General features: G+C 54.0%; 21 protein-coding genes, 1 tRNA gene and 2 pseudogenes. 5 read left to right on the top strand and 19 right to left on the bottom strand.

The window, feature by feature from the left end:
- Positions 1-500 precede the first annotated feature (500 nt).
- The 12 genes from DND132_RS17955 to DND132_RS04930 form a co-directional block, all read right to left on the bottom strand.
- Positions 501-938: a hypothetical protein gene (locus DND132_RS17955; protein WP_014321610.1), complete on the bottom strand. Its 438-nt coding sequence runs from the start codon at positions 936-938 to the stop codon at positions 501-503.
- A gap of 16 nt (positions 939-954) precedes the next feature.
- Positions 955-1,287, bottom strand: coding sequence for a DsrE family protein (locus DND132_RS04960; RefSeq protein ID WP_014321609.1), 333 nt, complete (start codon positions 1,285-1,287; stop codon positions 955-957).
- A 57-nt stretch (positions 1,288-1,344) separates the two neighbouring features.
- A complete protein-coding gene (locus DND132_RS17950) occupies positions 1,345-1,743 on the bottom strand; it encodes a DsrE family protein (protein ID WP_014321608.1) in 399 nt (132 codons plus the stop codon).
- Between the two features lie 20 nt (positions 1,744-1,763).
- Positions 1,764-2,045, bottom strand: coding sequence for a DsrH/TusB family sulfur metabolism protein (locus DND132_RS04955; RefSeq protein ID WP_014321607.1), 282 nt, complete (start codon positions 2,043-2,045; stop codon positions 1,764-1,766).
- Positions 2,046-2,148: 103 nt separating this feature from the next.
- Positions 2,149-2,751: a hypothetical protein gene (locus tag DND132_RS17525; protein ID WP_014321606.1), complete on the bottom strand. Its 603-nt coding sequence runs from the start codon at positions 2,749-2,751 to the stop codon at positions 2,149-2,151.
- 78 nt (positions 2,752-2,829) lie between these two features.
- A complete protein-coding gene (locus DND132_RS04945) occupies positions 2,830-3,411 on the bottom strand; it encodes a hypothetical protein (RefSeq protein WP_014321605.1) in 582 nt (193 codons plus the stop codon).
- Positions 3,412-3,427: 16 nt separating this feature from the next.
- On the bottom strand, positions 3,428-3,700 hold the full coding sequence (locus tag DND132_RS18155; RefSeq protein WP_148266945.1) for a hypothetical protein: 273 nt from the start codon (positions 3,698-3,700) through the stop codon (positions 3,428-3,430).
- Entirely contained in the window at positions 3,669-4,961 is a 1,293-nt protein-coding gene (locus DND132_RS17945; RefSeq protein ID WP_014321604.1) for an MFS transporter, read from the bottom strand. The genes DND132_RS18155 and DND132_RS17945 overlap by 32 nt, the downstream gene beginning before the upstream one ends.
- 14 nt (positions 4,962-4,975) lie before the next feature.
- Positions 4,976-6,481, bottom strand: coding sequence for a tripartite tricarboxylate transporter permease (locus DND132_RS04940; RefSeq protein ID WP_014321603.1), 1,506 nt, complete (start codon positions 6,479-6,481; stop codon positions 4,976-4,978).
- Between the two features lie 10 nt (positions 6,482-6,491).
- Positions 6,492-6,977: a tripartite tricarboxylate transporter TctB family protein gene (locus DND132_RS18920; protein ID WP_081475891.1), complete on the bottom strand. Its 486-nt coding sequence runs from the start codon at positions 6,975-6,977 to the stop codon at positions 6,492-6,494.
- Positions 6,978-7,009: 32 nt separating this feature from the next.
- Positions 7,010-7,963 carry a tripartite tricarboxylate transporter substrate binding protein gene (locus DND132_RS17935; protein ID WP_014321602.1) on the bottom strand — a complete coding sequence of 318 codons (954 nt, stop codon included), beginning with the start codon at positions 7,961-7,963 and terminating at the stop codon, positions 7,010-7,012.
- Between the two features lie 78 nt (positions 7,964-8,041).
- Complete coding sequence (locus DND132_RS04930) at positions 8,042-9,997, bottom strand: alkaline phosphatase family protein (protein ID WP_014321601.1); 1,956 nt, start codon at positions 9,995-9,997, stop codon at positions 8,042-8,044.
- A gap of 811 nt (positions 9,998-10,808) precedes the next feature.
- Here DND132_RS04930 and DND132_RS17930 point away from each other — a divergent pair.
- Positions 10,809-12,341 carry a sigma-54 interaction domain-containing protein gene (locus DND132_RS17930; protein WP_014321600.1) on the top strand — a complete coding sequence of 511 codons (1,533 nt, stop codon included), beginning with the start codon at positions 10,809-10,811 and terminating at the stop codon, positions 12,339-12,341.
- Between the two features lie 294 nt (positions 12,342-12,635).
- On the opposite strand, the gene DND132_RS04925 is transcribed toward DND132_RS17930, so the two are convergent.
- A complete protein-coding gene (locus tag DND132_RS04925; protein WP_014321599.1) occupies positions 12,636-15,452 on the bottom strand; it encodes an FAD-binding and (Fe-S)-binding domain-containing protein in 2,817 nt (938 codons plus the stop codon).
- Positions 15,453-16,206: 754 nt separating this feature from the next.
- Here DND132_RS04925 and DND132_RS04915 point away from each other — a divergent pair.
- Positions 16,207-16,939: pseudogene (locus DND132_RS04915) on the top strand (integrase domain-containing protein).
- A 153-nt stretch (positions 16,940-17,092) separates the two neighbouring features.
- On the opposite strand, the gene DND132_RS04910 reads toward DND132_RS04915, so the two are convergent.
- The 5 genes and pseudogenes from DND132_RS04910 to DND132_RS04895 form a co-directional block, all read right to left on the bottom strand.
- The gene (locus DND132_RS04910) at positions 17,093-17,365 is read right to left on the bottom strand and encodes a hypothetical protein (protein WP_148266943.1); all 273 of its coding nucleotides are present in this window, start codon (positions 17,363-17,365) and stop codon (positions 17,093-17,095) included.
- A 316-nt stretch (positions 17,366-17,681) separates the two neighbouring features.
- Positions 17,682-18,113, bottom strand: coding sequence for a hypothetical protein (locus DND132_RS04905; RefSeq protein WP_148266942.1), 432 nt, complete (start codon positions 18,111-18,113; stop codon positions 17,682-17,684).
- 2 nt (positions 18,114-18,115) lie between these two features.
- Positions 18,116-18,277, bottom strand: a complete 162-nt coding sequence (locus DND132_RS18435; protein ID WP_190275297.1) for a hypothetical protein — start codon at positions 18,275-18,277, stop codon at positions 18,116-18,118.
- Between the two features lie 24 nt (positions 18,278-18,301).
- Positions 18,302-18,448 (bottom strand): annotated as a pseudogene (locus DND132_RS18915) (DUF6538 domain-containing protein); the annotation flags it as partial.
- A gap of 189 nt (positions 18,449-18,637) precedes the next feature.
- Positions 18,638-18,724, bottom strand: a tRNA-Leu gene (locus DND132_RS04895).
- A gap of 159 nt (positions 18,725-18,883) precedes the next feature.
- Between DND132_RS04895 and DND132_RS04890 the strand changes: the two genes are divergently transcribed.
- Positions 18,884-19,789, top strand: coding sequence for an AEC family transporter (locus DND132_RS04890; RefSeq protein WP_014321598.1), 906 nt, complete (start codon positions 18,884-18,886; stop codon positions 19,787-19,789).
- 82 nt (positions 19,790-19,871) lie between these two features.
- On the opposite strand, the gene DND132_RS04885 is transcribed toward DND132_RS04890, so the two are convergent.
- Positions 19,872-21,611 (bottom strand): methyl-accepting chemotaxis protein, encoded by a 1,740-nt coding sequence (locus DND132_RS04885; RefSeq protein ID WP_014321597.1) that lies wholly within the window; start codon positions 21,609-21,611, stop codon positions 19,872-19,874.
- A 163-nt stretch (positions 21,612-21,774) separates the two neighbouring features.
- On the opposite strand from DND132_RS04885, the gene DND132_RS04880 reads away from it, so the two are divergent.
- Positions 21,775-22,992 carry a bifunctional folylpolyglutamate synthase/dihydrofolate synthase gene (locus DND132_RS04880; protein WP_041915695.1) on the top strand — a complete coding sequence of 406 codons (1,218 nt, stop codon included), beginning with the start codon at positions 21,775-21,777 and terminating at the stop codon, positions 22,990-22,992.
- 13 nt (positions 22,993-23,005) lie between these two features.
- Positions 23,006-24,412 (top strand): L-seryl-tRNA(Sec) selenium transferase, encoded by a 1,407-nt coding sequence (gene selA / locus DND132_RS04875; protein ID WP_014321595.1) that lies wholly within the window; start codon positions 23,006-23,008, stop codon positions 24,410-24,412.
- Positions 24,413-24,418: the final 6 nt, after the last annotated feature.

The raw sequence follows: 24,418 nt of genomic DNA, 5'->3' as shown, positions 1-24,418 counted from the left end.
AAAAGAAAAGGGGCCTCAACCTGCTGGTTGGGACCCTTGTTCTTTACTTGTGCCGAAGAGAAGACTCGGAAGTCCCAACTTTTCAGCTGTGCGGCAATATTGTGATTTTGTTTGTCTATTGTGTTTTGACGTGTCCTTTGTATTTGCACGTTGACCTACCGTTTTGACCTAGCTTCAGCAACTGGAAGGATATAACTGTAATGATGGCGGATCTATTTCAAAAAATACCCACCACGTTTCTGGAAAGCCACGCCTTGCTCTGTTTTCTAACCAGGGCAGGGGGTTACCTTTTGGGTGATTATGGTGATGGTCAGATAAGGCTGCGCTTGTCAGGCATATCGATAAAACGTTTCGTCATGGACGGATGTTTTATATCTACTCGGCGTAATGTTAAACTTTATTATATGAAGTGGCGAGGGGTGGGGTGCCCATGGCTCGCACCGTGGGCACCCCTGTTTTAGGATGGAGGCGTTAATTGCGTCAGTATGTTGTGTCAAATATTAATCAACAAAAGTTAACTTGAAGTTGTAATCAATGCTCATTGCTTCTTCAAGGCTATATGTAAGCAGTGATCCATTGAGCATATGCTCCGCAACTTCATCAAAGATATGCATATATTTTTCGTTCATTCCAGCTTCTAATTCAATACTCATAGCGCAATAATGCGTTCTCATAGTCAGGTCTTGTTCTTTTTCAGTGTTTGCTGAAGCGTGGATAAATTTGACTTCAGCACCAGAGTTGACAAGCTCGTTGTAAAAAGTGTTGCAGAAGCACGCGAGTGCTGCAGCGCACAACAACCTGGCTCCGGTGTGATCCTGATTTCGTTCTTCAACAGAAACAGAGTTCAAGTCAAAAACAAATTCTTCGGAGAAACAAGAACCAAGCTTGTACGTATCTTTTCCGGTAGCAACGTTTCTTGCAAAAGTAACTTCTGGCATGGTATTTAATCCTTATTTAGAATGAAACAACACTTTCAACGTCTTCACAGAAATCACAGATCTCCTCACGGGGCACAACATCAATACCTTCGATGAGGCTGTCCGGATCGATACCCTGTTCTTTCAGACTTTCTTCCACACAAAAAACTTCGCCATCATTTTCGATGAGTCTTTTTATCATTTCAGCATGGTAGCCGCGCTTGTCAGTCGCACACCACACCCCGTCGCCAAGAAAAATCAACTTTACGTCAAAAGAGTTTTCATGACATGCCCAGGCCGTCCTGACACCAAGGGCGGACAACTCTACCCCAAGTGGTTTGTTGACAAACAACACGAGTGAATTAATCATATTAACCTCTATTGGAATGCATAAGTTACAATGCCCCAAAAGGACTAGCCGTTTGAGCTAGTGCGAGATTGAAAGTAATACATCGGATCCGAGAAGATATTTTGTAAATGTCCCTCCAACATCTCCCCATTTTACTCCATCGATATACTCTCGTGACTCGATGCCCCGGGCGTGTTCATTAGTATGGCATGTTGAAATGTCGGCGCCTTCGCGGCATAACTCTGCAATCCTTGTAAAGCTTTTTGTTGGTTCGATATGCTCAATCAGCATCGGAGCGATATGAAGATCGCCTTCTATGGGGAATTCCTTTTTGGAAAGATTCACCGCATTGCCGAAAAGATAGATTTGAACACGATGTCCTTTTTCAAGAGCTGCCGAACTCAGTTTTGTGGCGAATTCAGCGTCCTCGTTTTCGGCGGAACCGGACATCAGCAGTAAAGTAAGTGTCTTGGGCATGATTTCCTCGTCGTCGGTTGCTACAAAGAAACGATCTGACCATCATGGTTCATCAAGATGTCGACCATGTCAGAATACGTAACGGGCACGCACCGTTCAGACAGGGAAATGTTCCTTGCCTCGACGGCATCGCGATGTACGAATACGTCTTCGAATTCGAAATCGGACAAGAGTTCCTGTCCCGTCGGAGTGCCCAGGGTCACCGCGTCTCCGACAAGGAGAAGACTCGATTCTTCTCCACCAGAAATCATACCAATAAGGTCTACATTTAGTTTACCAGTTTTGTTTAAGAAAAAGAGCATTACGAGTTCTCCTTGCCGGAATTTAGCGTCTAAGAATCAAGGATGGTTCGATTCCTGCGGAAATTTAATTCCCCGCAGAAATCGAACAATGCCTAGTCGGACATTACGCGCAATCGTGTTTGTCCCAAGGCTTGAGGTTGCCTCTTTCGATGTTCAAGGTCAGCGCATCAAGAGACTTCTTGAGTTTTGCCATTTCGCCGGCCTTGAAGTTCAAACCCTTCAGTACGGGGTACGCAGGGGCGGCCTCAACATCTGCCGGGTAGGGAATATCGGCAATCCAGGAAATCGTCGGAGCGATGCAAGTTGCATTGAGCGGCTCTTTCAATTGAACCTTTCGTTGAATGCCAAGGCCATAGAAAATGGCCAAAGTCGGACTGGCGAGGATAATCAGCGTGTTGCTGACGCCAACAGTATAAGCAACAGACAAAATCGACGCCAACTGTTCCTCAGTTTCCGCTTCGGTGACGTACAAGTCCGTATCGGATCCGAGTTCATCAGTTTTATAGCCAGCCGCCTTGGCGGTTTCGACAATGCTTTCGCCCATCGTTGAACCGGCCAGAGCTTCTGTCCGCAAATCGTTTTCAGCCTTCAATGGTACAGCGGAACCCTTGCGAAAAAGCTTGCCGATATCGGAGTTGTCACTGTTCTTCAGAGCCTCATCGGATAACGTAGTAAAGATCAAAACTGCAGTCTTACCCGTAATCATAATTACACCTTCTAGCTTATAAACTGATAGTTAATATACGCCTATGTCAGTCTTTCAATTGTCTGGATGGCAGTGCCATCAATTTTGGCTGTTCGCTTCCTCAATGTTTTTCATCAGCCCATCCATCGTGCGTTTCATCTCGGCGAACTCCCGTGCCTTGAAATCCAGACCATCAAGGACTGCATATGCCGGCGGATAGGCAACCTGGGCGGGAAGCGGCAGATCTGCGATCAGGGCCAAGGTGGGGGCGATGCTTGAGGCAGGAATGGGAGTCGACAATTTCACATTCTTTTTTACACCCAGCCCGGAAAACAACACCGCGGAAGGACTGACAATCGTAATAAGCGTTTTTTTCGGATCCAGCGCCGTTGCCTCTTTCATCAACTCGGCGAAAGATTCCTTCGTAACGCAATCGGCTACATAAAATTCGGTTGCGTCGGACAGTTCTTCCATGACGTAACCGCCTTTGTGTGCCGCATCGACAACGCTTTCACCCGACTCGGCACCAGATAAGGTTTCGATACGAAAATCCTTTTTTACCGTCAGCGGGGCGGCGGTGCCTTCATTAAACAACTTCATCATTCCAGAAGTTTTTTGGTCCGAGAAAATCCCTTCGTTGAGAGATGTAAACACAAGGACAGCTGTTTTTCCCGTTGCCATAATTTGCTCCTATCCGTTAGATTGTTACGCAAAACTCATCGATAACGATGTTATTAGTCGTTTTTACAGTCCATACATCGCGCCCCCCTGCGAGATTGCGTTCAAGCACAAATAGCGGGGTTTTCTGCCATGCATATTCAAAAGTAGTTTTACCAATTTCAGTAATTTGTATTTTGGACAAAATCACATACGGTTCTAAAAAACTTAGTCCAAATCCTTTTGCATTAGCCAGCACTCGAACATATTCCAAAACAAGTTCATCGGCTTTTTTCTGTGGCAAGGTCCGCATAGCATTCTTCACTAGTAAAAGTATCTTTCATAAAAAATGTTGCAACAAAACCAATCATCGTAAAAGCAAGTATCATAATAAAAGCTGATGAATAGGATTCCAAAATTGTATTACCGGATTCCATTCCGCTGTTAACAACAAGACCAAATATCCATTGAATTATTGATGCGTATATAGGGGCACCAAAATTGAGAATTCCGAATGCAGTTCCTATCACTTCCTCCGGCAATGACTCCTTAGCCATTGTAAAGACCATTGGAGCAGGTGCGACAAATGCAATATTCAAACAAGCACTAATAAAAGCCAATGCCGGTACTGAGTGTCCGGTGAAACCAAAACACAGGCCGGATAAGAGGAGTGAAGCGACCACAGACCCGATAACAAGAATCTTTTTTCTTGAATGAAGAATATTATCGGAAAGTACTGCGAAAAGAGGCATTGCGATAGCAGAACAAATAGCCATTATGGACAGACATAATCCGGTCTCATTCTTGTCCAACCCTACCCCCTGCATCAGATAGGTTCCCCACCACATGGTGAAAAGGACATACAAATTACCGACCATGATCAAAAACCAAATAAACAACAGCCAGAAATTGCGGACGCGGACTATTTTGGAAAAGATAACCGATAGACTGATCTTTCGTTCTGGCTCGTGTGATGCGAGGATCTGATTCTCCGGCCTGTCCTTGAGGCCAAATAATGCGGTCAAAGCGAGGGCAATGGTTGCCACACCGACAGCGACAAGGCAGAACTTCCATCCCCAGACGCTGGAAGCAAAAGCAAGAGGGGTCGAGGCGAGAAATGTTCCGACTGTAGCGAAGGTTAAAAGGATGCTTGAAGCCTTGCTATACCATGCTGCAGGCAACCAAAGTGCAAGGTGTTTCAACGCAGGGACATTTACGGCTATCGTCAACCCCAGCACAAATCTTGAGGCAACAGCGAACTTCCAGTCCGTGGAATACGCAAAGCAAATAGCGCTAATGCCAGCAAGTATCTGGTAAACAAACAAGGTTTTTCTGGCTCCAAAACGATCTGTAAATATTCCCGTGGGAACCTGGCTTAAAGCATAGCCGAGCATCGTTGCGGAACCTATTAATCCAATATTCGCTGTCGTCATCGCAAAATCATTCATGATATCGACAGACAGCACAGCAATGCATGCCCGGTGGAAGAAGCTAAAGCAGTACATTATGCACAACAGGCCGAGAATCACCAGTGGCCTGTTAAGCAGGGGGATATTAATATTCTTATTGCTCATAACCTTTTGAACCTTTAGTTGTGGGTAATCCTGATCTGCCTAAAGTACTTATATCCAGAGTATAGGATGGCAATCATGGTTGTTGCCATTATTGAGCCGGATATAGGTCTGGTAAAAAGAACAGATATGTGATTGCTCGACATGATAAGAGTCTGCTGTAAAGATATCTCCAGAGAGCCTCCCAGCACAAAACCAATGACAAAGGAGACGAATGGGAATTCAGTAATCTTCATTAAGAACCCGATTATCATGAAGAACACCATGACATAGGCATAAAAAGGATCACTTTCCATAATGTACGTGCCGACAACGCATGTAAAAAGAATGATTGGGTAAAGAATCTGTTTGGGTACTTCAAGAACCTTCACAAAAATCTTGATTCCAAGATATCCAAGGATGAGAACCGCAATATTACCAACAATCATGCAGCCATAAATCGAATAGACTTCACGGCCATGTTCTTCGAACATCAGAGGACCAGGTGTGATTCCATGAATAACGAAGGCTCCGACAAGGAGAGATGCGGCAACACTCCCCGGTATGCCCAAGGTAAAAAGCGGGATGAGTGACGAACCGACAACCGCATTGTTCGCGGCTTCAGGCGCGGCTACGCCCTTGATTTCTCCGGTCCCGTATTTTTCGCCGGGTTTACCCATTTTTTTGGCGATACCGTAGCTCATGAAACAGGCCACTGTTGAGCCCAGCCCAGGGCAGGTGCCAATGAATGAGCCGACAAGCGAGGAGCGAAGCCAGGTCGGAATCAACGAAATCAGTTCTTTTACGCTGAGGTTGTTATTCTTTTTGTCTTCTTTTTTCAGGCAGGAAAGGTTAACGCCCTGCTCCTTGTTGAGCTCTATTGCCTGCCGGACGATTTCGGCTGCGGCGAGCATTCCGATTGCCATGGCGCCGATAGAAAGTCCGGATTCCAACTGGTAAATTCCGAAACTGAATCGGGCTTGCGAGGCAACAGGTTCCATGCCGACCGTGCTGAAGAACAGACCAAAGCAGGATGCGATGATCCCTTTGAGGAAAGATTCGCTCTCCAGGAGCGCGATCATGGTCAATGCGAGTATCAGGATGGCCGCGATTTCAGCAGGCCCCATTTTTAAGGCGATCGAGGCGATAGGGCTGGCAATGGCAATGACCAAGCATGTGGAGAACAGATCGCCAATCACCGATGAAAGCAGAGAAACTTTGAGCGCCTTACCGGCTTTCCCGGATTGGGCCAGTGGGTACCCATCGAATGTTGTTGCTGTTGCCTCTGGTGCTCCAGGCGTATTGAGCAGGATGGCCGTGATGGACCCTCCAAAACAACCGCCCTTGTTGATGCCGACCAAAAAGCCGATGGCTCCGACGGCAGGCATGAAGTAGGTGATCGGGATGACCATGGCGATCGCGATCGGTCCTGACAGACCGGGAATACCGCCGACGATTACCCCCAGGGCAACGCCGACAAACACATAGCTGATATTTACGATGTTAAAGGCATCAAAGATGCCATTTAAGATACTTGCGTCCATTATTGTGTCCTTATGGGAGTATAATTTTTAGTCCATACCAAAAGGCCGCATACTGAACTAATACTGTTATAATTGAAATGCATACGATCTGGACTATTTTCCGACTGCCAATCAAGTATTGGAAAATTACCATGGATATGAAGCCGCCTATGATGAATCCGAAGTAACAGATCAAAGGCATGCAGGCAGTAATCGCAATAGTGTACTTCAGCAGCCCCCAAAACAGGGACTTATCGATTTTTATACTATCGACAACCTTCAACTTGTACTTATCGAAAATTGTTTTACAAAGAGCCACAGTTGAACATATTAATATTACGGAACACAATAATGTCGGAAAGTACGTTGCAGGTATTCCAAATCCAGGCCATACCGGGCACTGTCTCTGTATTAAGCACAATAAAAATACCAAGCTGAATATTATACAAAAAATATATGATATGACATTTGCTCGATACACAATACTCTCCTCGTATTTCGGTGAATCATCATACATGGGGCATTCATAGAATGCCCCATGATCAGATGCTATTTCGCTGCGTCACCAAGCATTTTTTTGTTTTCAATAACCTGCCTGTCCAATATCCTCTGCAAGTCCTCGCCTTCATGATAATCGATCACGAAATGCATGTTATTGACGAATGCTTTAAATTCATCGGTTGTGATGACTTCAGAAATGGCCTTCAAGCATTCCGTTCTGGCCTCCTCAGGAAAGCCTTTGGGGGCAACGATGATGCGTAACGCGTCCATAACGTAGCTAGGATCGAACAGTTCGCTCGCGGTGGGCACATCCGGATAGTTGCTGGAGCGATTGCTGGTAGTCATGGTCAGCGTCTTGATTTTTCCGGCTTTGGCCTGCGGATAATGAACACCGCCGCTGAAACCGGCATCGCTGTGCCCACCCAGCAAAGAACTGATGATGGACGAGGGGCCGCGGCTGGGAACACAGTTGATTTGTGCTCCGACCTGCTTTGCATACTCCTGCATCATAAGCCGATCTTTAGATGTCTGGAAAAGATAAATAAGCGGTCTACTCTGCGCCTTCACATCTTCCAATGCGTCCTTGATGTTTGTCCATTCCCTTGTTCCGCTACAGATAAAACTGCAATCACCTTTAAATATACTGCACAGGTAATCAAAATCATCAAAGTTAAAATCTGCTGTTTTTTCTAATCCTGTATAGGAAAAGTTCATATCGGCGCCCATGCCGATGACATATCCATCGTTTTTGCTGTTTTTCATTGTCATGGGAAATGCTCCAAGAGCACCTCCGGTAATATTCATTGCAACGAAAGGTTGGCCAAACTTTTCGGATAAAAGCTTTGCGAGGATTCTGCCGATTGAATCAATGGATGACCCCGGCTGCGACCCCAAAATAAATTTGACTGGGCGCTCAGGCCATCCGGCCTGTGCGATACCAAATGAAGAAATGAGCAGGGCAAAAATCGAAATTGTGATCAAACAGAATTTTCTTCGGATCATGGTAACTTCCCCTTTTGTTCAACTGCCTTTTTAAAAAAAGGGGTTTCCGGGGGAGTGCCCCCGGAAACCCTAAACTTATCAGCAGGTGTAGGAATCGGGCTCTTCGAGAGCCTGGTAAAGAACAGCTCCTTCACACGTCTTGGGATACGGCAGGCCCATCATATAACAAATGGTGGGCACGATGTCGGCAAGTTGTGTCACTCGCTCCATCTCGAACCCCTTTTTGAAACCGGGGCCGTAGAAGACACCCATGGTATGAAGATCGCCAATACCCCACTTGGCGGTGGCGAGGAATGCGCCGTGCTGCATACCGAACTCGGGATAGAGGCTGTAGACGACATCACCGCACTGTTCGCCACCCATGCCGATGACCAGCGCATCCTCCTTGCTGAGCGCCAACGCGACAGGTCGAATCCCCGTCTTAGGATCGACATAGGTGTAAAGCGCGTCAATGATTTCCCGTTGGACCTTGTGGTAGTCTTCGGGTTCAACAATACCGTTCGGGTCGCGTCCCTTGAGGTTGACGTACACATAGCAGGCCCTCTGGGGGAATGCTTTGCACTTTTCAATGACAGGTTCCGCCGCGCTCTTGCGCATGGCTTCGGCCATTTCCTTGCTCAGATTCTTCATGGCAAGCTTGATTGCTTCGTTGGGCTCCTTGGTGTCATCGGCCACAAGAAGACCAGCGTCCATCAAGGCATTGACAGGAGAAAACGGAGCGCCGTCCGCCTTTGAACCATGGTCGGAGACAAGGATGATCGCCGTGTCTTCCCCCACGTAATCAATCAGTTTGCCAAGCATGGCATCGGTGGATCTGTACAAACGACGATGGAACTCCCATGCATGTTCGTGCGCTTCCTTGGAGCTGCACGTATCCGGATCAAGCTCCGTCATCATGTAGTGATAGACCGAATCCGTCGGGTGGGTATGGAAGAAGCACAAATCCCATTCGTTGTTATCCATCAACGAAACGAGGGCTTCACCGAGCCACTTGTTGTGCATTTCAATAAGTTCGGAGAACATCTCGTCATCGTACCAGCCCATCATCCTCAGCAGGAAGCCAGCCTTTGTCGTAGGCACGGCTTCGATGTCGCGAAGCGAAGCTGCGGCTTTATTGGGGAAGCACCAAAGGTCGCCATCGGTGTTCAGCATTTGCGTAAGGTAAAAATCAAAGTCGGTGCCATCGTCATTCAATTTCAGAATTTTTCCAAGGAAGGCGACTTCCTTGACGCTTCCATCCTCAAGCCGGATGTTGGCAAAAACCCTGTCACTCCACTCGCCGAGCTTGAGGGTGAAGAAGGCATCATCAAAGTTCCGCGACGGAGAAAGGGTGACCGTGTCATAGCCGTCGCCTTCGACGTCCCTGATCAGCCAATACCAAGTATGCTTTTGCGGCTTGAAGGGGCTTTTTTCGAAAGGCAGGTCGAACTCGATTTCCATCGGATCGTCACCCAGCTCGTGAACGTTTTCCCAATCTTTGGCCGGTGAAAAATCGCTGACGATACCACCCGGGTGGTAGGCAGAACCGACGATGAGGTCGTCGCAGAAAATTTGTCCGCCCGCATACGGGGCGCCAAGATTTTTCGACGTTTCGTTATCTTGAATGGTTCCCACGCTCAGGCCAGAACCGCCGACAACAATTGAATTTTTCAGGCGTTTATGAATGCCGTAGCTGGTAGGATAGTTGACGACGATGGATTTCTTCCCGGCGCGCTCTGCCGCCTCGAAAATGGTTTCAGCCTTGATGCGTTCGCCGCTGAAGTTCATCTCGGTGTTGGCGGCATTGGGCGATGTTCCGGGAATGTGCCTCCAATAGTCAGTAATCTGGTGCGTAACGGGCCAGGCGCCAGTGGAGATCGTCGTCCAGTTGGGCGGCGTGATGGTAGGCATGGGGCAAAGGCTATTCAAACTCTTCACGCCACCTTCGAAAATCTTTTTAAAATTGGGGCAAATCCCCTCCGCAATATGTTTTTCAACAAGCCCGGGTACTGCTCCGTCAATACCAACAAGCAACACTCTCTTCGGTCGTTTCATGACTTCTCCTTTTATAGTTCTACGATACAGGGTTCAACATGAGTTGTGAAATTTATATCAATATGTGTGCCAAAAAAAAGTTCAAATATTACAAATACATAAAAACAATCCACCATACATGTCGTCAAATAAGACGTTTTTATCGTCTTATTCGGTGACAGCTGGCCCCGTGTCTGCTAGAAACGTGTTGAATGTATTCCTGTTGATAATTACAGGCTGGTTAGGCTTTTTTTAAGGGAACACATTTTGAAAAAACGGCTGCGTTAGACGTGGAATTACGGTTTACCGTTTTATGTCGATAAATCGACTATAGGTTTTCCTTATGGTCTCAGATGGATGCATCCTTGACGAATGCCCTGATAGGAAAAAGGGGAAGACGGCTGAGGTGTCTGCGGATGAAGCGGAAGGCCATCCATCCAAAATCGTAAACCGGTCAGTCCGTTTTTTGATAATCGGGGAAGCGCGTGATCAGTTTTGGTATGGATTCGTGGGCTGGGGAGGGCAATTTAGAATGACGCTTTTTGCAATGAAGGCGCTTCTGGCGGGAGAGGAAAATGAGAGCTCGACCGTGCCGGGCTTTGTCTTGGTGATCTGCTTGAAAGCACGTATCGACCTTTGCAAGACGTATACATGAGTTAGCTGGCATGAAGTCAGCGTGGGCGCTGTAAATCTACCATGACGCAATGACCGTAGGGTCGAACCGAATTTTACGTTGTTTGTTTATTAATAAACAGAATTTTTTGTGGTTTGTCCTATACAGACATATTTTTTTGAATGTCAGTAAATAAATAGCAACTAAAAGGGTATCCTGATGAGAGTTTACTATGAACCTCCTTCAAGTCTTGGGAAAGTCACCAATAGGTTTAAAGCGTTATATCAAAGTTATCTAGACATACTATTAGATAATTCATCGATATGTGAAAAGGTTAAATCGATTTATTTCTTATTTAAAAACATATTTCCAGTTGATATGATAATGTTGGCGCTGCCTGCAACTTTATATGGCGAGCATGAATACAATATATTTGCACCTGATATAAATGAAGAGCACTATACACAAATGATTTCCATTGAGCAGGGTAGAGTTGTCATGAATAGTAGCCCAAAGCGTATAGTTAGGATAGCGAATCAGGATGATAAATTCCTTTTGTGCCAAGCGACTAAATCTATCATCAAAAATAAAAATTTTTCATTAATGTACTTCAGAAATATAATTTTTGAAAAATTTGCGGTTACTCTTGCACTAGTTTCGAAAAAAAATAATGCATATAGCGATAAACATGTATCATATTTTTTTAAATTTGCCGATTCATATACAAAATTTTGCGAAAATAAAATCCCATCATCTCAAAAACAATGGCAAATGCAGGATGCCTCAAGACTCCCTCTGGACCTTCCTGGTATGCAACACGTTAATGAACTAATCTGGAAGGTCAGTAGAGAAACTTTCCCTGTTCTCATTCTGGGGGAAACGGGAACAGGAAAAGAGGTCGTCGCAAATACTATATATGAAGGTTCTGTGCGAAGGTCTGCGCCGTTTATTAAGATAAACTGCGCAAATATGCCGGAAAATCTTATCGAAAGTGAATTATTTGGTCATGAGCGCGGTAGTTATACAGGAGCAACAGAAACGGTAAAGGGGAGGTTTGAACGAGCAAATAATGGAGTGCTTTTGCTGGATGAACTCGGTGAATTCCCAATTTTAGCGCAAGCCAAACTTCTTCGTGTCTTGCAAGAAGGCGTTATAGAGCGTGTCGGCGGTTCGACAGAGATTCCTGTCGATGTACGAATCATTGCGGCCACCCACCGCAATATTGTACGAATGTGCGAGGAAGGACGTTTTCGCAAGGACTTGCTTTATCGCTTGAATATTTTTCCGATATACATTCCCCCTCTTCGGGAAAGGCGAGAAGACATTCCTATATTGATTACATATTTTATAAAAAAACGCTGCTCATTCTTAGGGATATGCCATCCTCCACGTGTAAGCGGCAGTGAGATGAAAAAGCTTTGCGCTTACTCCTGGCGTGGTAATATTCGTGAGTTGCAAAATGCCGTTGAGCGCGCGGTTCTTCTTTGGGGGAATTCTCCGGACAAACCGTTTACCATAACTCCAAATAATGATTTCTTTCAGGATATATGTCGTAAGCTCGATGGGTTTGAATCCGAAAGCGACATCTCTGACTTGTCATTCGAAACGGCGGTCAAAGGCCATATTCTGAAAGTTTTGACGATGACATCCGGTAAAATTACAGGAGCAAACGGCGCTGCCGAAGTACTTAAATTGAACCCCAGCACACTACGCGCGAAGATGAGGAAACTGGGGATAGCGCAGACGGCTTAATAGGACAATTCCTGTTGGTTGTCTTAAATATGCAAAAACCGTTTGCGTAAGGCCAAGCGGCTTCATTTTATCCCATGAAAATTTTCCGGCGCTGCTGTAAGAATCTCGCTTTAGTGCTACTGGCTGCTACCAGAAGCGTTTGTTTTGAATGGTTCTCTTTGTTTATGTATTGGCCTTGGCGGGACAGATTCAGGGGCTATTATCAAATGGCGACTTTTTTCTAAACTCGGCAATACTGCTTGCGGGTAGCGATCATTGTTGCCAGAGATTGGCGGCATCGGATCGCTGAAACCTCTACGCACCTCGGCTGCTCTCTTCCAGCAGGTACAGGAGGTTGAAGTAGGGCTTGCCGCTGTGCAGGGTCAGTCCGGATTCGCAGGTCCGGGAAGTGCTGTACCCTTCCCGGCAGGCCGCCACCTGGGCGGGCAACTCGGCCAGGGCCGAAGCGTTCACCTCAGGATGGGTGAACCCCTTGTCCCCGGCAAAACCGCAGCAGTTGATGCCTTCCGGCAATACCACATGCTCGGCGCACAGGGAGGCCACATCCACCATGCTGTCGGTCAGCCCCATGGTCCGGGTGGAGCACGTGGGGTGTACGGCCACGGTTTTGGACAGCTGAACGAAATCTAGCCTGTCCACCAGGAACTTTTTGGCGAACTCGATAGGCTCGAACAGGGCCAGCCGCTTGTCCAGATGCTTTTTCATGCGGGCCAGACACGGGCTGGTGTCGCAGAGTACTGGCCAGCGGCCGTTTTCCGTGGCCTTGAGCAGGGATTCGCCGAGTTCGTCGGACTTGCGGTCGGCCTCCTCGGACATGCCCTTGGTTTCGTAGGCCTTGCCGCAGCATAGATTTTTCATCCCCTCCGGGAAAATCACCTCATATCCTGCACGGTACAGAAGTGTTACCGTTGTATCCATGAGCGGTACCTGGCCCGGGCCGCCGTCCTTGTCATACCCCATGGTACGCACGGCGCAGGACGGAAAGTACACGACCTTCTGCCTGGATGCGTTGGCCTTTGCAGAAGGAACGGATGAACCGCCCCTCAGCTTCATGGCGGGTAGGTCGGGTACGCACATGCCCACGGCCTTGCGGGCCAGACGATCCACGAGGGCGACGCCGCCGTGGCCGATGATCTCCTGGGAGCCACGCCCCACAGTCAGGGCCATAGAGGCCAGTCCGGCCGCCTTCGAAAAATTCCGGCCGATCCGATGGGCCGTGCCTTTGGCGAAATCGCTCAGGTTTTCATGGCGCAAATGCCGCATGTAGGAAGCGGTGTCCACGGCCAGGGGACAGCGCAACTGGCAAAGTCCGTCCGTGGCGCAGATGTCCAGACCGTATTGGCGAAACATCTCCTCCCAATGCTCGGCCCGCTTGGTGTCGCCCTGCTTCCGCAGCCTTTCGATGGTACGCTTGACGTAGATGCGCTGGCGCGGAGTAAAACCGATCTCCCTCGTGGGACAGACCGAATCGCAGAAACCACAGCCGTTGCAGTTGTCGACGAACTCGTGCAGCCCCCAAGGCTGCTTCAGGCCGGTAAAGTTGCAGTCCGGGTCATCGTTAAGGAGAACGCCCGGGTTGAAAAGGCCCTGAGGATCCAGCAACCGCTTCAATTTCTGCATCATGCCATAGATTTCCGGTCCCCACTCGCGGGCGACATAGGGGGCGATGGAGCGGCCGGTTCCGTGCTCCGCCTTGAGGGAACCCTCGAAATGTTCGATCATTACGTCCACGATGTCTTCGGTGAGTCCCTTCAAATTGTCCACAGCGGCCTGCTCCGCCAGAGGAAGGGACAGAATGAAGTGCATGTTTCCGTGAAAGGCATGCCCCATGATCCCGCCCTGAAAACCATGCTTTTCCAGCAGGTTCTGCAAGGTTTCGGCAGCTTCTCCCAGCCTTTCGGGCGGGACGCACCAGTCCTCGGTGACAGTGAACTCGGAGGGGCCGCCAAACCCGGCAAAGGCGGGATAGGTGTTTCGCCGCATATCCCACAGACGGGCGTAGTCCTTTGGATCCGTGACGAACTCGTGCTCGGTTAGACAGGGAATATCCTTCAGCAGCTCCAGAATGGTATCGGTACGCTGTTTTAAGGTGGCTTCATCCCTGGCCTGGGTCTCCAGAAGCACGGCGCAGGCCTTGTCGTCCAGGGTGTGGACGATATCCGAGGTGGAAGGAAAGGACTCGACGGCCTTGAGGGTCACCCGGTCCATGAGTTCGGCGGCCCTGGCGAGGCCCTTTTCCCGACTGAGCACGGAAATGGCCTGGATCGCGTTTTCCAATGACGGGAACAGCATGAAGGACGTGGCCCGGCAGGGCTCCAGCACGACGGTCTTCAGGCAGACGTCGAGGATGCATCCGAGGGTTCCCTCGGAACCGATCATCAGATGCACGAGGATATCCATGGGGTCCTCGAACTCAGTGAAGGCATTCATGCTGTAGCCTGAGGTATTGCGGATGGAGTACTTGCGCTTGATCTTCCCTTTGAGTTCGTCATCGGCAAGGATGCGCGCCCGGATATCGGCAAGACCGCTCAGGAGCTCTTCGTGGGCCTTGCGGAACGCCGTGCGGGAATGCTCGTCGGACGTGTCCAGTATGGTCCCGTCCGCCAGGAGGACGCGCATGGACCTCATAGTGTGGAAGATGCTTTGCTCTATGGTACAACACATGCCCGTGGAGTTGTTGGCGGCCATGCCCCCCAGGGTGGCCACCGAGATGGACCCGGGATCGGGGCCGATGATGCGGCCAAACGGGACCAGGGCTCCGTTAAGGGCCTGCCCCGGAACCATGTTCTGGGCCCATATGGAATCACCGTTGTCGAGGACCCTAATCCCGGTCCAGGCAGGCCCGCGGAACCGGACCATGACGTCCTCGCCCACGGTCTGCCCGTTGATGCCCGAACAGGCGCCCCTGAAGGTCAAACCCGCACCGTGCTCACGCGCCAGGGACAACAGATCCTGCAACTCCTCTTCGCTGCGCACATCCACGAGCATCTTGGCGCGGGGCTCGAAGGGGCTTGCGTCCAAGGACAAGGCGTGGACGATCACCTCGTCCAGATAGACCTGATCCTTGGGAAATGAATCTGAAACGGCATCGATAAACTTCTGGCTCGGCATGAGAGCATACTCCAAATAAGAAACTGAAGGCTCCTGCACGGCCGATAAATGCCATGCAGCGAGCCTTTTAAAATTCATTTGTCGCTTCCGCCTACTCATTATACAGAAAACGGTCAATGGCCTAATTTCAGGGAGTTCCGACTGATAGAAGTGGCCTTGGTTCTTCGGCCCCCTGAGCGACGACTTTTAGGTGGACAGGCTTGCGTCATGCTCGCGGGAAAATCGGCGGGAGGACAGAAACCCATCCGCCGAACCTTGCGCGACGATTTCCCGAGATGATACGACAGGGCATAACCAGTCAGGTTGAGTAACCGGAAGGAGGTAAAACGCATCCAAGGCGCGTTCATCAGTTTAGACTTCGTTAAAACTTATGAACGCTTATGTTGGCACTAACATGCGTAACACCAAACACTTCTCTGCCGTTCATTTCCAAACGGCCCGCTTTTACATCCAAACGCCAGGCTGGAACACAGCACCCTCGCCGGACAAACGACAGGTATCTAGAAATCTGCCGTTGTCGAAATTCCCCCACGACCACCGCTTTATGCGCAGGATGAACGAGCCTGCGTGGTGGCACCCCTTATTGAATGGATTCTCAGAATTTTTCCTTCTGTGGGAAACGGACATTGATTTGTCCCGTGTCGGTTGTTGTGTGGCGCATTCACGCCATAGGTAGGTCATTTCCCGGCAAACGGGGAAGGTCCGACCTGCTTTGTCCCAGGGCGCTGTCCCGAATTTCAGGAAGGAGATTTACATGAAATCCATCACTCTGGTGCTGGGCGCGAACAGGGCAACCCTCTCAGCGCCGCGCTCGAAGCAACACAGGGTTCGTCAGAATGCCCGAGCCTTTGCCAAGCGGCTTCGCCGTGCAGGGTTCGGGGTTCGCAAATGGACCAATGTCACGAATAAGCACTTTTCGGCTGTTGCCCGGCAAATGCAGGAAGAAGGCAAGGGTGACGGACGCATCGCCGACATATTTTCGGCGGCCCGTGACCTTTGCAAGGCCTATGGGAATACCGGCATCAGCCCGACCAATGACGTGTTCGACGTTCGGCCGGGCAGCATTGCCAACGCCAACAGCAAAGCGGTTGCCCCCGCCTTCGTGCAGGGGGCAATCGACAAGCTGGGAAAAGAGCTTGCCCATGAATACGGTCCCCGGTGTGCCGCCCAAATCCGCCTGCAATGGGAACTGGGCGTTCGCCGAGAAGAATCGGCCAAAGTCGATCTGGACACGGACTGGAACAGGGAAGGCCGCAGCCTGCTCGTCCAGTATGGGACGAAGGGGGACGGCCCAGGACGCTGGCCCATCTGTCCGACAAGCAGCAGGAGGCCTTGGAACGGGCGTTGGCTTGGGTAAGCCAATCCGACAGGCCGGGGAAGAATGGCCCCGGCTCAACGCCGAAGTCCGTGACGACATCGAAGTGACCGCAGGGCATCCCGCAGGAAGGCGGGATGTGTCCGGCGCCTACCTTGGCAGCAGTCCGTGACAGGACCCCGCTTCGACTGGGTTTCCCTTTTAAGCGTGAGGTTCCATGGGTGAGATGAATCGCCTGGGCGAGTTATCTCCCCCACGGAACCGTCCTTTCCTCCCGTCGGCTTGGGGCCGATCAGAGAAAAGGACTACCGTCAAATGAGGTCCATCATTTGGGAACGTATTTCGATTTTACCAGATGAGACAGGTCCACCCCATAGTCGAGGTGGGCTATGACCTCCTCGAAGCACATGGAGGCCGGGAAACACCCGCCAAATATTTCTGCGGACATCTTGTTGAGCTTGTGGCCAAAGGTCTGTTCGAACGGGTCGTCCTGCATCTTCTTCTGCTTGAAGAAGTTGGAGAACCCATGAACATTCTTTTCCTTGTTGATGTCCAGGACCCACACCCTTTTCAACGTGGAGTTGGAATACCTCCTCACGCCGTGCGCCCGTGAAAAGGGAAAGAATAGGGCACCGGAAGTCGGACGGGTGCAGGAATGTGTCGTCAACATATTGAGGCGCGTTGAAGATGTTTTTCAAGTCGTTGGTCGTGTACGGGGAGCGGTGCTCCGTTTCCGGCTTTTCTTCTTTGATTTTCAGACGGTGGGCGGGTTGGTGGGAATGAGCTGCTCGTCCTCGCACCACGTCAAAAATGATGAGATGTTGGTCAGGTTGTTATTCACGGTGCTGACGGCAACGGTATTGTCTGGTTCAAGGGCGACCATTTCTTGGATGGTCTTGCCCTTGAATCGTTTGCTATTCCGAAATCTGGGGAGTTGGAGCAGGGTATCGGCGCACAGCTTGCCGGTCCACTTCATCCACCGGAATGTCGCCGAGGATGTCGGTCAGGCTGTTGAGCGTGGACAGGATGGCCTTGGCACTGCCCTCGCTCCAGCGCTTGGCGGAGATCCTGTCCGTCTTGTAGCGTTCCAGGGCTTCGGAAAGCAGGATTTGGGGCTTGGGTTCCTGTGTCGGCTGCGGAGCGACTGATTCGGGCGGAAGGATGGATTTTTCAAAGGTGTGATCGCCTTCGGCCCGGTGGCTGATGATGCGATAGTAGGCGATAAGGGTTTTGATGAATTCGTGCGCGAACTCATCGGACAAGGGGAGCGAGTCAGGTGGGCCGAAAGCCCCGTCTTCAGCCGCCATGATCGTGTATTTCCGCATGGTGGCGTAGTCTTTGGACACCATCAGGTCCTTGAGCGTTTCGATAATCCTTCCGGTATCTCCCGGCACGTATTGCGTGTGTGGATGGGCGGGGTGAGCTTGTTGATGGCAATGTGTTCATTTCCTTTCAGGAAACGCTTGAGCCAGTCGTTCATGAACACTTTTATCGGGTCGAAATCATCCATGGGGAGTTCACCGTTCCTCATCTTGGTCAGTATCCGGTTTACGCCCGAGGCCAATAGTCGGGCCTTGGGCCTTGCTTCGGCCAGGTAGTCGGTCTGTAGGGACATCCTGACTTCGGAGCGGCCCAACGAGTTCCGCAGGTCGTGCGGGATGACGTGGTGAAAGTAATAGATTGAGCGCGTTCCGGTAAAGGTGGTTCGGGGAACGCGCGGTTTGGGGCATGTGACGTCTCCGGCGGCAGACGATTCCGGGTACTTTGACCCCTTGGGGTCAAATCACGCCGAAACGAAGACAATCACGTAACTTGCCGGATAAAAAAGAAAAAGGGTTGCGGTGTATTAACCGCAACCCTTGTTCTTTACTGGTGCCGAAGAGAAGACTCGAACTTCCACGGCCGAACGGCCACATGGTCCTGAACCATGCGTGTCTACCAATTCCACCACTTCGGCACGTTCAGGCGAAGAGGCTTATATATGCCGGGCGGGCGGTTTGCAAGCACTTTTTGTCGGGAAATGCGCAAAAGGGCGGTGCGGGGATCGTGTGAGGGCGGAACTCCTTGAAATCGCCGCGAAATCCCGGTAACGGACTGACCATATCCGGAGTGCTTCATGGACAATTTTCTCTTGTTGGGCGTCTGCTTCCTGCTCGGTATCGGTCTGCGCGTGGCCGGGATCATCGGCGAGCACGGTCCCGCCGCGCTGAACGCGGTCATCATCCACATGTCGCTGCCCGCCCTGGCCCTGCTCTACGCCCACGACCTGCCGCTCGGACCGGGGCTGATCCCGCCCGCGGCCATGGCCTGGATCGTCTTCGGCGTCGGCTACGTCCTGTTCGCCGTCCTGGGCCGCCGCCTGGGCTGGGACCGCAAGACCGTGGCCTGCCTGGCCCTGACCGGCGGGCTGGGCAACACCTCCTTCGTGGGGCTGCCCATGATCGAGGCCTTTTTCGGCCCGCAGTATCTCGGCGTGGGCATGCTCTGCGACACGGCGGGTTCCTTCATGGTCCTGGCCGGGCCGGGCATCCTGCTGGCCGCGGGCGCTTCCAGCCAAACCCTGAGCGGGCGCGAACTGGTCCGCAAGGTCCTGCTCTTTCCTCCGCTCATCGCCATCGCCGTCGGTTTCGCCCTGCACGCGGTCCCGTATCCGTCGTGGCTCGAAGGCATGCTCTCCCGCCTCGGCTCCACCCTGAGCCCCCTGGCCCTGTTGTCCGTGGGGCTGACCCTGCGGTTCAACACCCTGCGCGGCAAGGGCCGGGAACTCCTCGTCGGGCTGGGGTACAAGCTGATGATCGCGCCGGTCCTCATCCTCGTTCTCTACGTCTGGGTCCTGGGGCTGACGGACATGGCCGCCAAGGTCACGATCTTCGAGGCGGGCATGGGCCCGATGATCTCCGGAGGGATCATCGCCATGACCTACGGCGCGCGCCCCCGCCTGGCGGCGGCCATGCTCGGCATAGGCGTCCCCCTCTCCATCCTGACCCGCCCCCTGTGGTACTGGCTGCTCATGGCCCTTTGAGTCCGGCGGATCGCCCCGAAAACGGAACGGGCGCGCCGCATTGTCGCGGCGCGCCCGGTTTTCGTCTTGTCGTAGGAAGGGCTCAGAATCGTTCGAAGTCCCGGTCGTCCACGTCCATGTTCATGTCCAGGTCCACGCCCCGGTCCGCCTGGGCATCGGGCGCCTGGGGCCGGGAGGGCGGCAGCTGGGCCCGGACGGGGCGGACGGCCTGTGTTCGGGCGACGGGCGCGGGGGGCACGACGGGCCGCTCGACGGACCGCGCGGACCGGGAGTCGATGGTGAAGTACTGCATGCCCTGCTGGAGCTGGGCGGCCTGGGAGGTGAACTCCCTGGCGGCCGAGGCCAGCTTTTCCGAGGCCCCGGCGTTCTGCTGGATGACGTTGTCCAGTTCCTGGACGGCCTTGTTGATCTCCTGGGCCCCGGCGTTCTGCTCCATGCTGGCCGTCGAGATCTCCTGGACCAGGTCGGCGGTCTTGCGGATGTCGGGGACCATGCGGGTAAGCATGGCCCCGGCCTCGTCCGCCTTGGCCAGGGTGGTGGTGGACAGCTCGCCGATCTCGGCCGCGGCCGCGCCGCTGCGTTCGGCCAGCTTGCGCACCTCGGCCGCGACCACGGCGAACCCCTTGCCCGCCTCGCCCGCGCGGGCTGCCTCGATGGCCGCGTTCAGGGCCAGGAGGTTGGTCTGCCGTGCTATCTCCTCGATGATGGAGATCTTCTCGGCGATGTTCTTGATGGAGTGGACCGCCTCCATGACCGTGTCGCCGCCCTTTTGCGCGTCCAGGGCCGTCTGGTGGGCCATGCGCTCGGTCTGGGCGGCGTTTTCCGTGTTCCGGCCGATCTGGCCGATCATCTCCTCCATGGATGCGGAGACCTGCTCCACCGAGGCGGCCTGGCGGTTGGCCCCGTCGGCCAGGGCCGTGGCCGAGTCGGTCACCTCGGTGCTGCCCGAGGCCACCTGGTCCGCGCCGTCCTTGGCCTGACCCACGATCTGCCGCAGGCGGCGGACCATGACCCCCAGGGAGGCGGTCAGCCTGCCGGGTTCATCCTTGTATTGGGAAGAGATGTTGCGGGTCAGGTCGCCCGAGGCCACCTGGTCGGCCAGTTCCAGCGCCTCGTTCAGGGGCTGGACGATGGACCGGACGATGAACAGGCAGAAGGGCAGGAGGAGCAGGGCGAACACGCCGAGGATGGCCCCGCCGATGCCCCAGACGTACCTGGAGACGATGTCCTCGATCCTGGCGGTGATGTTCTGTTCCTCCTCGTTCACGTTGTCGAGGTACACGCCGGTGCCGATCCACATGTCCGTGCCGGGGATGAGCGTGGCGTAGGAGAGCTTGGGCTGGTCGCCCTTGCCGGGCTTGGGCCAGATGTAGGTCACGAACCCGCCGCCCGCGTGGGCCACCTTGTTCAGTTCGACCACCAGCTGGAACCCGTTGGGGTCCTTGAGCCCGCTCAGGTCCTTGCCCTGCTTGTCGTGGGCCGTGGGCAGGCAGACGTTGACCGTCTTGTCGTAGACGAAGAAATAGCCGGACTTGTCATTCTCGAAGCGGATCTTGTCCACCAGTTTGCGGATCAGGGCGACCCGCGCCTCGGGGTCGGTCACGTCGGCCAGGGCCGTGCCCAGGGTGCCGGCCATGGACAGGGTGGCGACCTCGAGCTTGCGCTTTTCGCCCTCGAGCATGGCCTTGGTGGCGAAGTCCACGCCCACCTCCTTGACTTTGGTCACGCCGTCCAGGAAGGCCAGGGTGAAGCCCGCGGTGAACAGGACGATACAGCAAATGAGCAAGAGGATTCTGGTTTTGATCGTGATCTTTCTGAGCATCGCTTTCTCCTTGAAAGGTAGTCCCTTCAGCGACTAGCACACTTGTTTCCCTTTGCGCCATGGGGATGCGGCAGATTATAATGCGTTGCAACGTACCGGGTAGGCGGCCGGAACCGTGTTCCGGGAGTTCCATACCGGCCGCTTTCCTGATAGGAACCCCCTCGTGACACACTTCAGCACCTTTTCCGAACTCTCCGCCTACATGGACCGGCTCGGCCTGTTCCGCATGGACCTGACGCTGGGCCGCATGGAGGCCTTCTGGGCGGTCCGGGGCCAGCCCGACATCCCGGTGGTCCACGTGGTCGGGACCAACGGCAAGGGGTCCACCGCCGCCTTCCTGACCTCCCTGGCCCGGGCCCACGGACAGAAGGTCGGTACCTTCACCTCGCCGCACTTCGTCACCCCCAGGGAACGCATCCAGGTCAACCGGCGCATGCTCTCGGAGCAGGCCTGGCTGGAGCTTGCCAACGAGGCCATGACCGTGCCCGGCGCCGAGGACCTGACCTATTTCGAATTCCAGACCTGCCTGGCCATGCTGGCCTTCGAGCGGGCCGGGGTGGACCTGGCCGTCATGGAGGCCGGGCTGGGCGGGCGCTATGACGCGACCAACGTGTTCGCGCCGGGCCTGACCCTGTTCACGCCCATCGGCATGGACCACGAGAAGATCCTCGGGCCCACGCTCTCGGACATCGCCGGGGACAAGGCCGGGGCCATCCGCGAGGGCGGGGTGGCCCTGACCGGCCCCCAGGAGCCCGAGGCCATGATCCGGCTGCAGGAGCGGGCCGAGGCGGTCCGTGCGCGGCTGGTCTACGCCGTGGACGCGGCCGATCCCGTGGACCACGTACGCCTGGGCCTCAGGGGCATCCACCAGACGACCAATGCCCGGCTGGCCCTGGCCGGCTGGCGCTGGTTCGCGGCGGGCCGGTCCCTGCGCACGGACCACGACACGGAGCGGTTCGGCCTGGAGAGCGCCTTCCTGCCGGGCCGGTTCCAGTCCGTGAACCTGGACGGCCGGGAGATCATCCTGGACGGGGCGCACAACGCCCACGCCCTGGTCGCCCTGAACGCGGCCATCCGGGCCGAGGGCGTGCGTCCGGGCAAGCTCGTCTTCGCCTGTCTGCGCGACAAGAATCTGACCGACATGCTGCCGCTCATCCGCACCCTGACCGAAGGGCCCATCCTGGTCCCGGCCATGCACGGCGAGCGGGCCGCGGACAACCGGGCCATCGCGGCCGCCATCGGTGGGCGCGCCTCGGCGTCGGAGTCGTTGCAGGCGGCACTGGACGCGGAGCCTGAACTTTCCGGACCGACACTGGTCTGCGGGTCCTTGTATTTGCTGGCCGAGTTCTATATCCTGAATCCTCGTTTTCTCACCGCCTAACATTGGAAGACGCATGAGCAATCTTTTCAGGCACCTGCCGTCCGTGGACGAGGTCCTCTCGGTCCTGGGCAGGATCGAGGGCATAAGCGAATTGCCTCGTCCCCTGGTCAAGAATCTGGTCAACGAGTTTCTGGACATCTGCCGCGAGGAGATCCGCGCGGGTGCGTTCACCGAGGCCGGACAGCTTTCGGCCAAGGCGCTGTCGCCCCGGCTGACCGCCTACGTGCGGTCCAAGGCGCGGCCCCATTTCCGCCGGGTGCTCAACGCCACGGGCGTGGTCATCCACACCAACCTGGGCCGCTCCCTGCTGGCCAAGTCGGCCATCGACGCCGTGGCCGAGGCCTGCGGGCACTACTCCAACTGCGAGTTCGACCTGTCCACGGGCAAACGCGGCAGCCGCTACTCCCACGTGGAGAAGATCTTGTGCGACATCACCGGGGCCGAGGCCGCCCTGGTGGTCAACAACAACGCGGCCGCCGTGTTCATCATGCTCGAAACCCTGGCCAGGGGGCGCGAGGTCATCGTCTCGCGCGGCCAGCTGGTCGAGATCGGCGGCTCATTCCGCATCCCGGACGTCATGGTCAAGTCCGGGGCGCGGCTGCGCGAGGTCGGGGCCACCAACCGGACCCACGTGCACGACTACGAGAACGCCATCGGCGACGAGACCGCCGCGCTCATGCGCGTGCATACCTCCAATTTCCGCGTGGTCGGGTTCACCAAGGAGGTCTCCCTGGCCGAGATGCGCGTGCTCGGCGACCGTTACGGGCTCCCGGTCATCGAGGACCTGGGCTCCGGCACCCTCTATTCCCTGGCGGGGGAGGGGCTGCTCGGCGAGCCCACGGTGCAGCAGGTGGTCGCCCAGGGCGCGGATGTGGTCTCGTTCTCGGGCGACAAGGTCCTGGGAGGTCCCCAGGCGGGCGTCATCGTCGGCCGCCGGGAGTACATCGACCGCATCAAGAAGAACCCCATCAACCGGGCCGTGCGCATCGACAAGATGACCCTGGCCGCCCTGGAGGCGACCCTGCGGCTGTACCTCGACATGGACGAGGCCCGGCGCAAGGTCCCCACCCTGAACATGATCACCGCCTCGCCCGAGGCCCTCAAGTCCAAGGCCCGGCGGCTGGCCGAGGCCGTGCGCGAGTCCCTGGGCGAGCGGGCCGAGGTGGGCATGAAGAAGGGCTTCTCCCGTGTGGGCGGCGGCTCCTTCCCGGAGTACGACCTGCCCGGCACCATGGTCACCGTGTCCGTGCGGGGGATTCCCCCGGAGGCCCTGCGCGGCGCGCTCCTCGACACCGACCCGCCACTGGTGGCGCGCATCGAGGACGACGAATTTTTGCTGGACCCCCGCACCCTGGGGTCCTCCGAACTCAAGCTGGCCGCCCACGCCCTGAAGCAGGCAGTGGACGCGCTGACCAAATAACGAGGA

The organism is Pseudodesulfovibrio mercurii, assembly GCF_000189295.2.
Classification (GTDB): domain Bacteria; phylum Desulfobacterota; class Desulfovibrionia; order Desulfovibrionales; family Desulfovibrionaceae; genus Pseudodesulfovibrio; species Pseudodesulfovibrio mercurii.
This window is presented reverse-complemented; position numbering and strand designations above follow the sequence as displayed.

What these genes read in the sequence shown, in the direction of transcription:
- DND132_RS04960 (WP_014321609.1), bottom strand. Translation starts at nt 1,287, where the DNA reads ATGATTAATTCACTCGTGTTGTTTGTCAACAAACCACTTGGGGTAGAG.
- DND132_RS17950 (WP_014321608.1), bottom strand. Translation starts at nt 1,743, where the DNA reads ATGCCCAAGACACTTACTTTACTGCTGATGTCCGGTTCCGCCGAAAAC.
- DND132_RS17955 (WP_014321610.1), bottom strand. Translation starts at nt 938, where the DNA reads ATGCCAGAAGTTACTTTTGCAAGAAACGTTGCTACCGGAAAAGATACG.
- DND132_RS04930 (WP_014321601.1), bottom strand. Translation starts at nt 9,997, where the DNA reads ATGAAACGACCGAAGAGAGTGTTGCTTGTTGGTATTGACGGAGCAGTA.
- DND132_RS04885 (WP_014321597.1), bottom strand. Translation starts at nt 21,611, where the DNA reads ATGCTCAGAAAGATCACGATCAAAACCAGAATCCTCTTGCTCATTTGC.
- DND132_RS18920 (WP_081475891.1), bottom strand. Translation starts at nt 6,977, where the DNA reads ATGTATGATGATTCACCGAAATACGAGGAGAGTATTGTGTATCGAGCA.
- DND132_RS04940 (WP_014321603.1), bottom strand. Translation starts at nt 6,481, where the DNA reads ATGGACGCAAGTATCTTAAATGGCATCTTTGATGCCTTTAACATCGTA.
- DND132_RS04925 (WP_014321599.1), bottom strand. Translation starts at nt 15,452, where the DNA reads ATGCCGAGCCAGAAGTTTATCGATGCCGTTTCAGATTCATTTCCCAAG.
- DND132_RS17945 (WP_014321604.1), bottom strand. Translation starts at nt 4,961, where the DNA reads ATGAGCAATAAGAATATTAATATCCCCCTGCTTAACAGGCCACTGGTG.
- DND132_RS17930 (WP_014321600.1), top strand. Translation starts at nt 10,809, where the DNA reads ATGAGAGTTTACTATGAACCTCCTTCAAGTCTTGGGAAAGTCACCAAT.
- DND132_RS17525 (WP_014321606.1), bottom strand. Translation starts at nt 2,751, where the DNA reads ATGATTACGGGTAAGACTGCAGTTTTGATCTTTACTACGTTATCCGAT.
- DND132_RS18435 (WP_190275297.1), bottom strand. Translation starts at nt 18,277, where the DNA reads ATGGATGATTTCGACCCGATAAAAGTGTTCATGAACGACTGGCTCAAG.
- DND132_RS04955 (WP_014321607.1), bottom strand. Translation starts at nt 2,045, where the DNA reads ATGCTCTTTTTCTTAAACAAAACTGGTAAACTAAATGTAGACCTTATT.
- DND132_RS17935 (WP_014321602.1), bottom strand. Translation starts at nt 7,963, where the DNA reads ATGATCCGAAGAAAATTCTGTTTGATCACAATTTCGATTTTTGCCCTG.
- DND132_RS04890 (WP_014321598.1), top strand. Translation starts at nt 18,884, where the DNA reads ATGGACAATTTTCTCTTGTTGGGCGTCTGCTTCCTGCTCGGTATCGGT.
- selA (WP_014321595.1), top strand. Translation starts at nt 23,006, where the DNA reads ATGAGCAATCTTTTCAGGCACCTGCCGTCCGTGGACGAGGTCCTCTCG.
- DND132_RS18155 (WP_148266945.1), bottom strand. Translation starts at nt 3,700, where the DNA reads ATGCGGACCTTGCCACAGAAAAAAGCCGATGAACTTGTTTTGGAATAT.
- DND132_RS04945 (WP_014321605.1), bottom strand. Translation starts at nt 3,411, where the DNA reads ATGGCAACGGGAAAAACAGCTGTCCTTGTGTTTACATCTCTCAACGAA.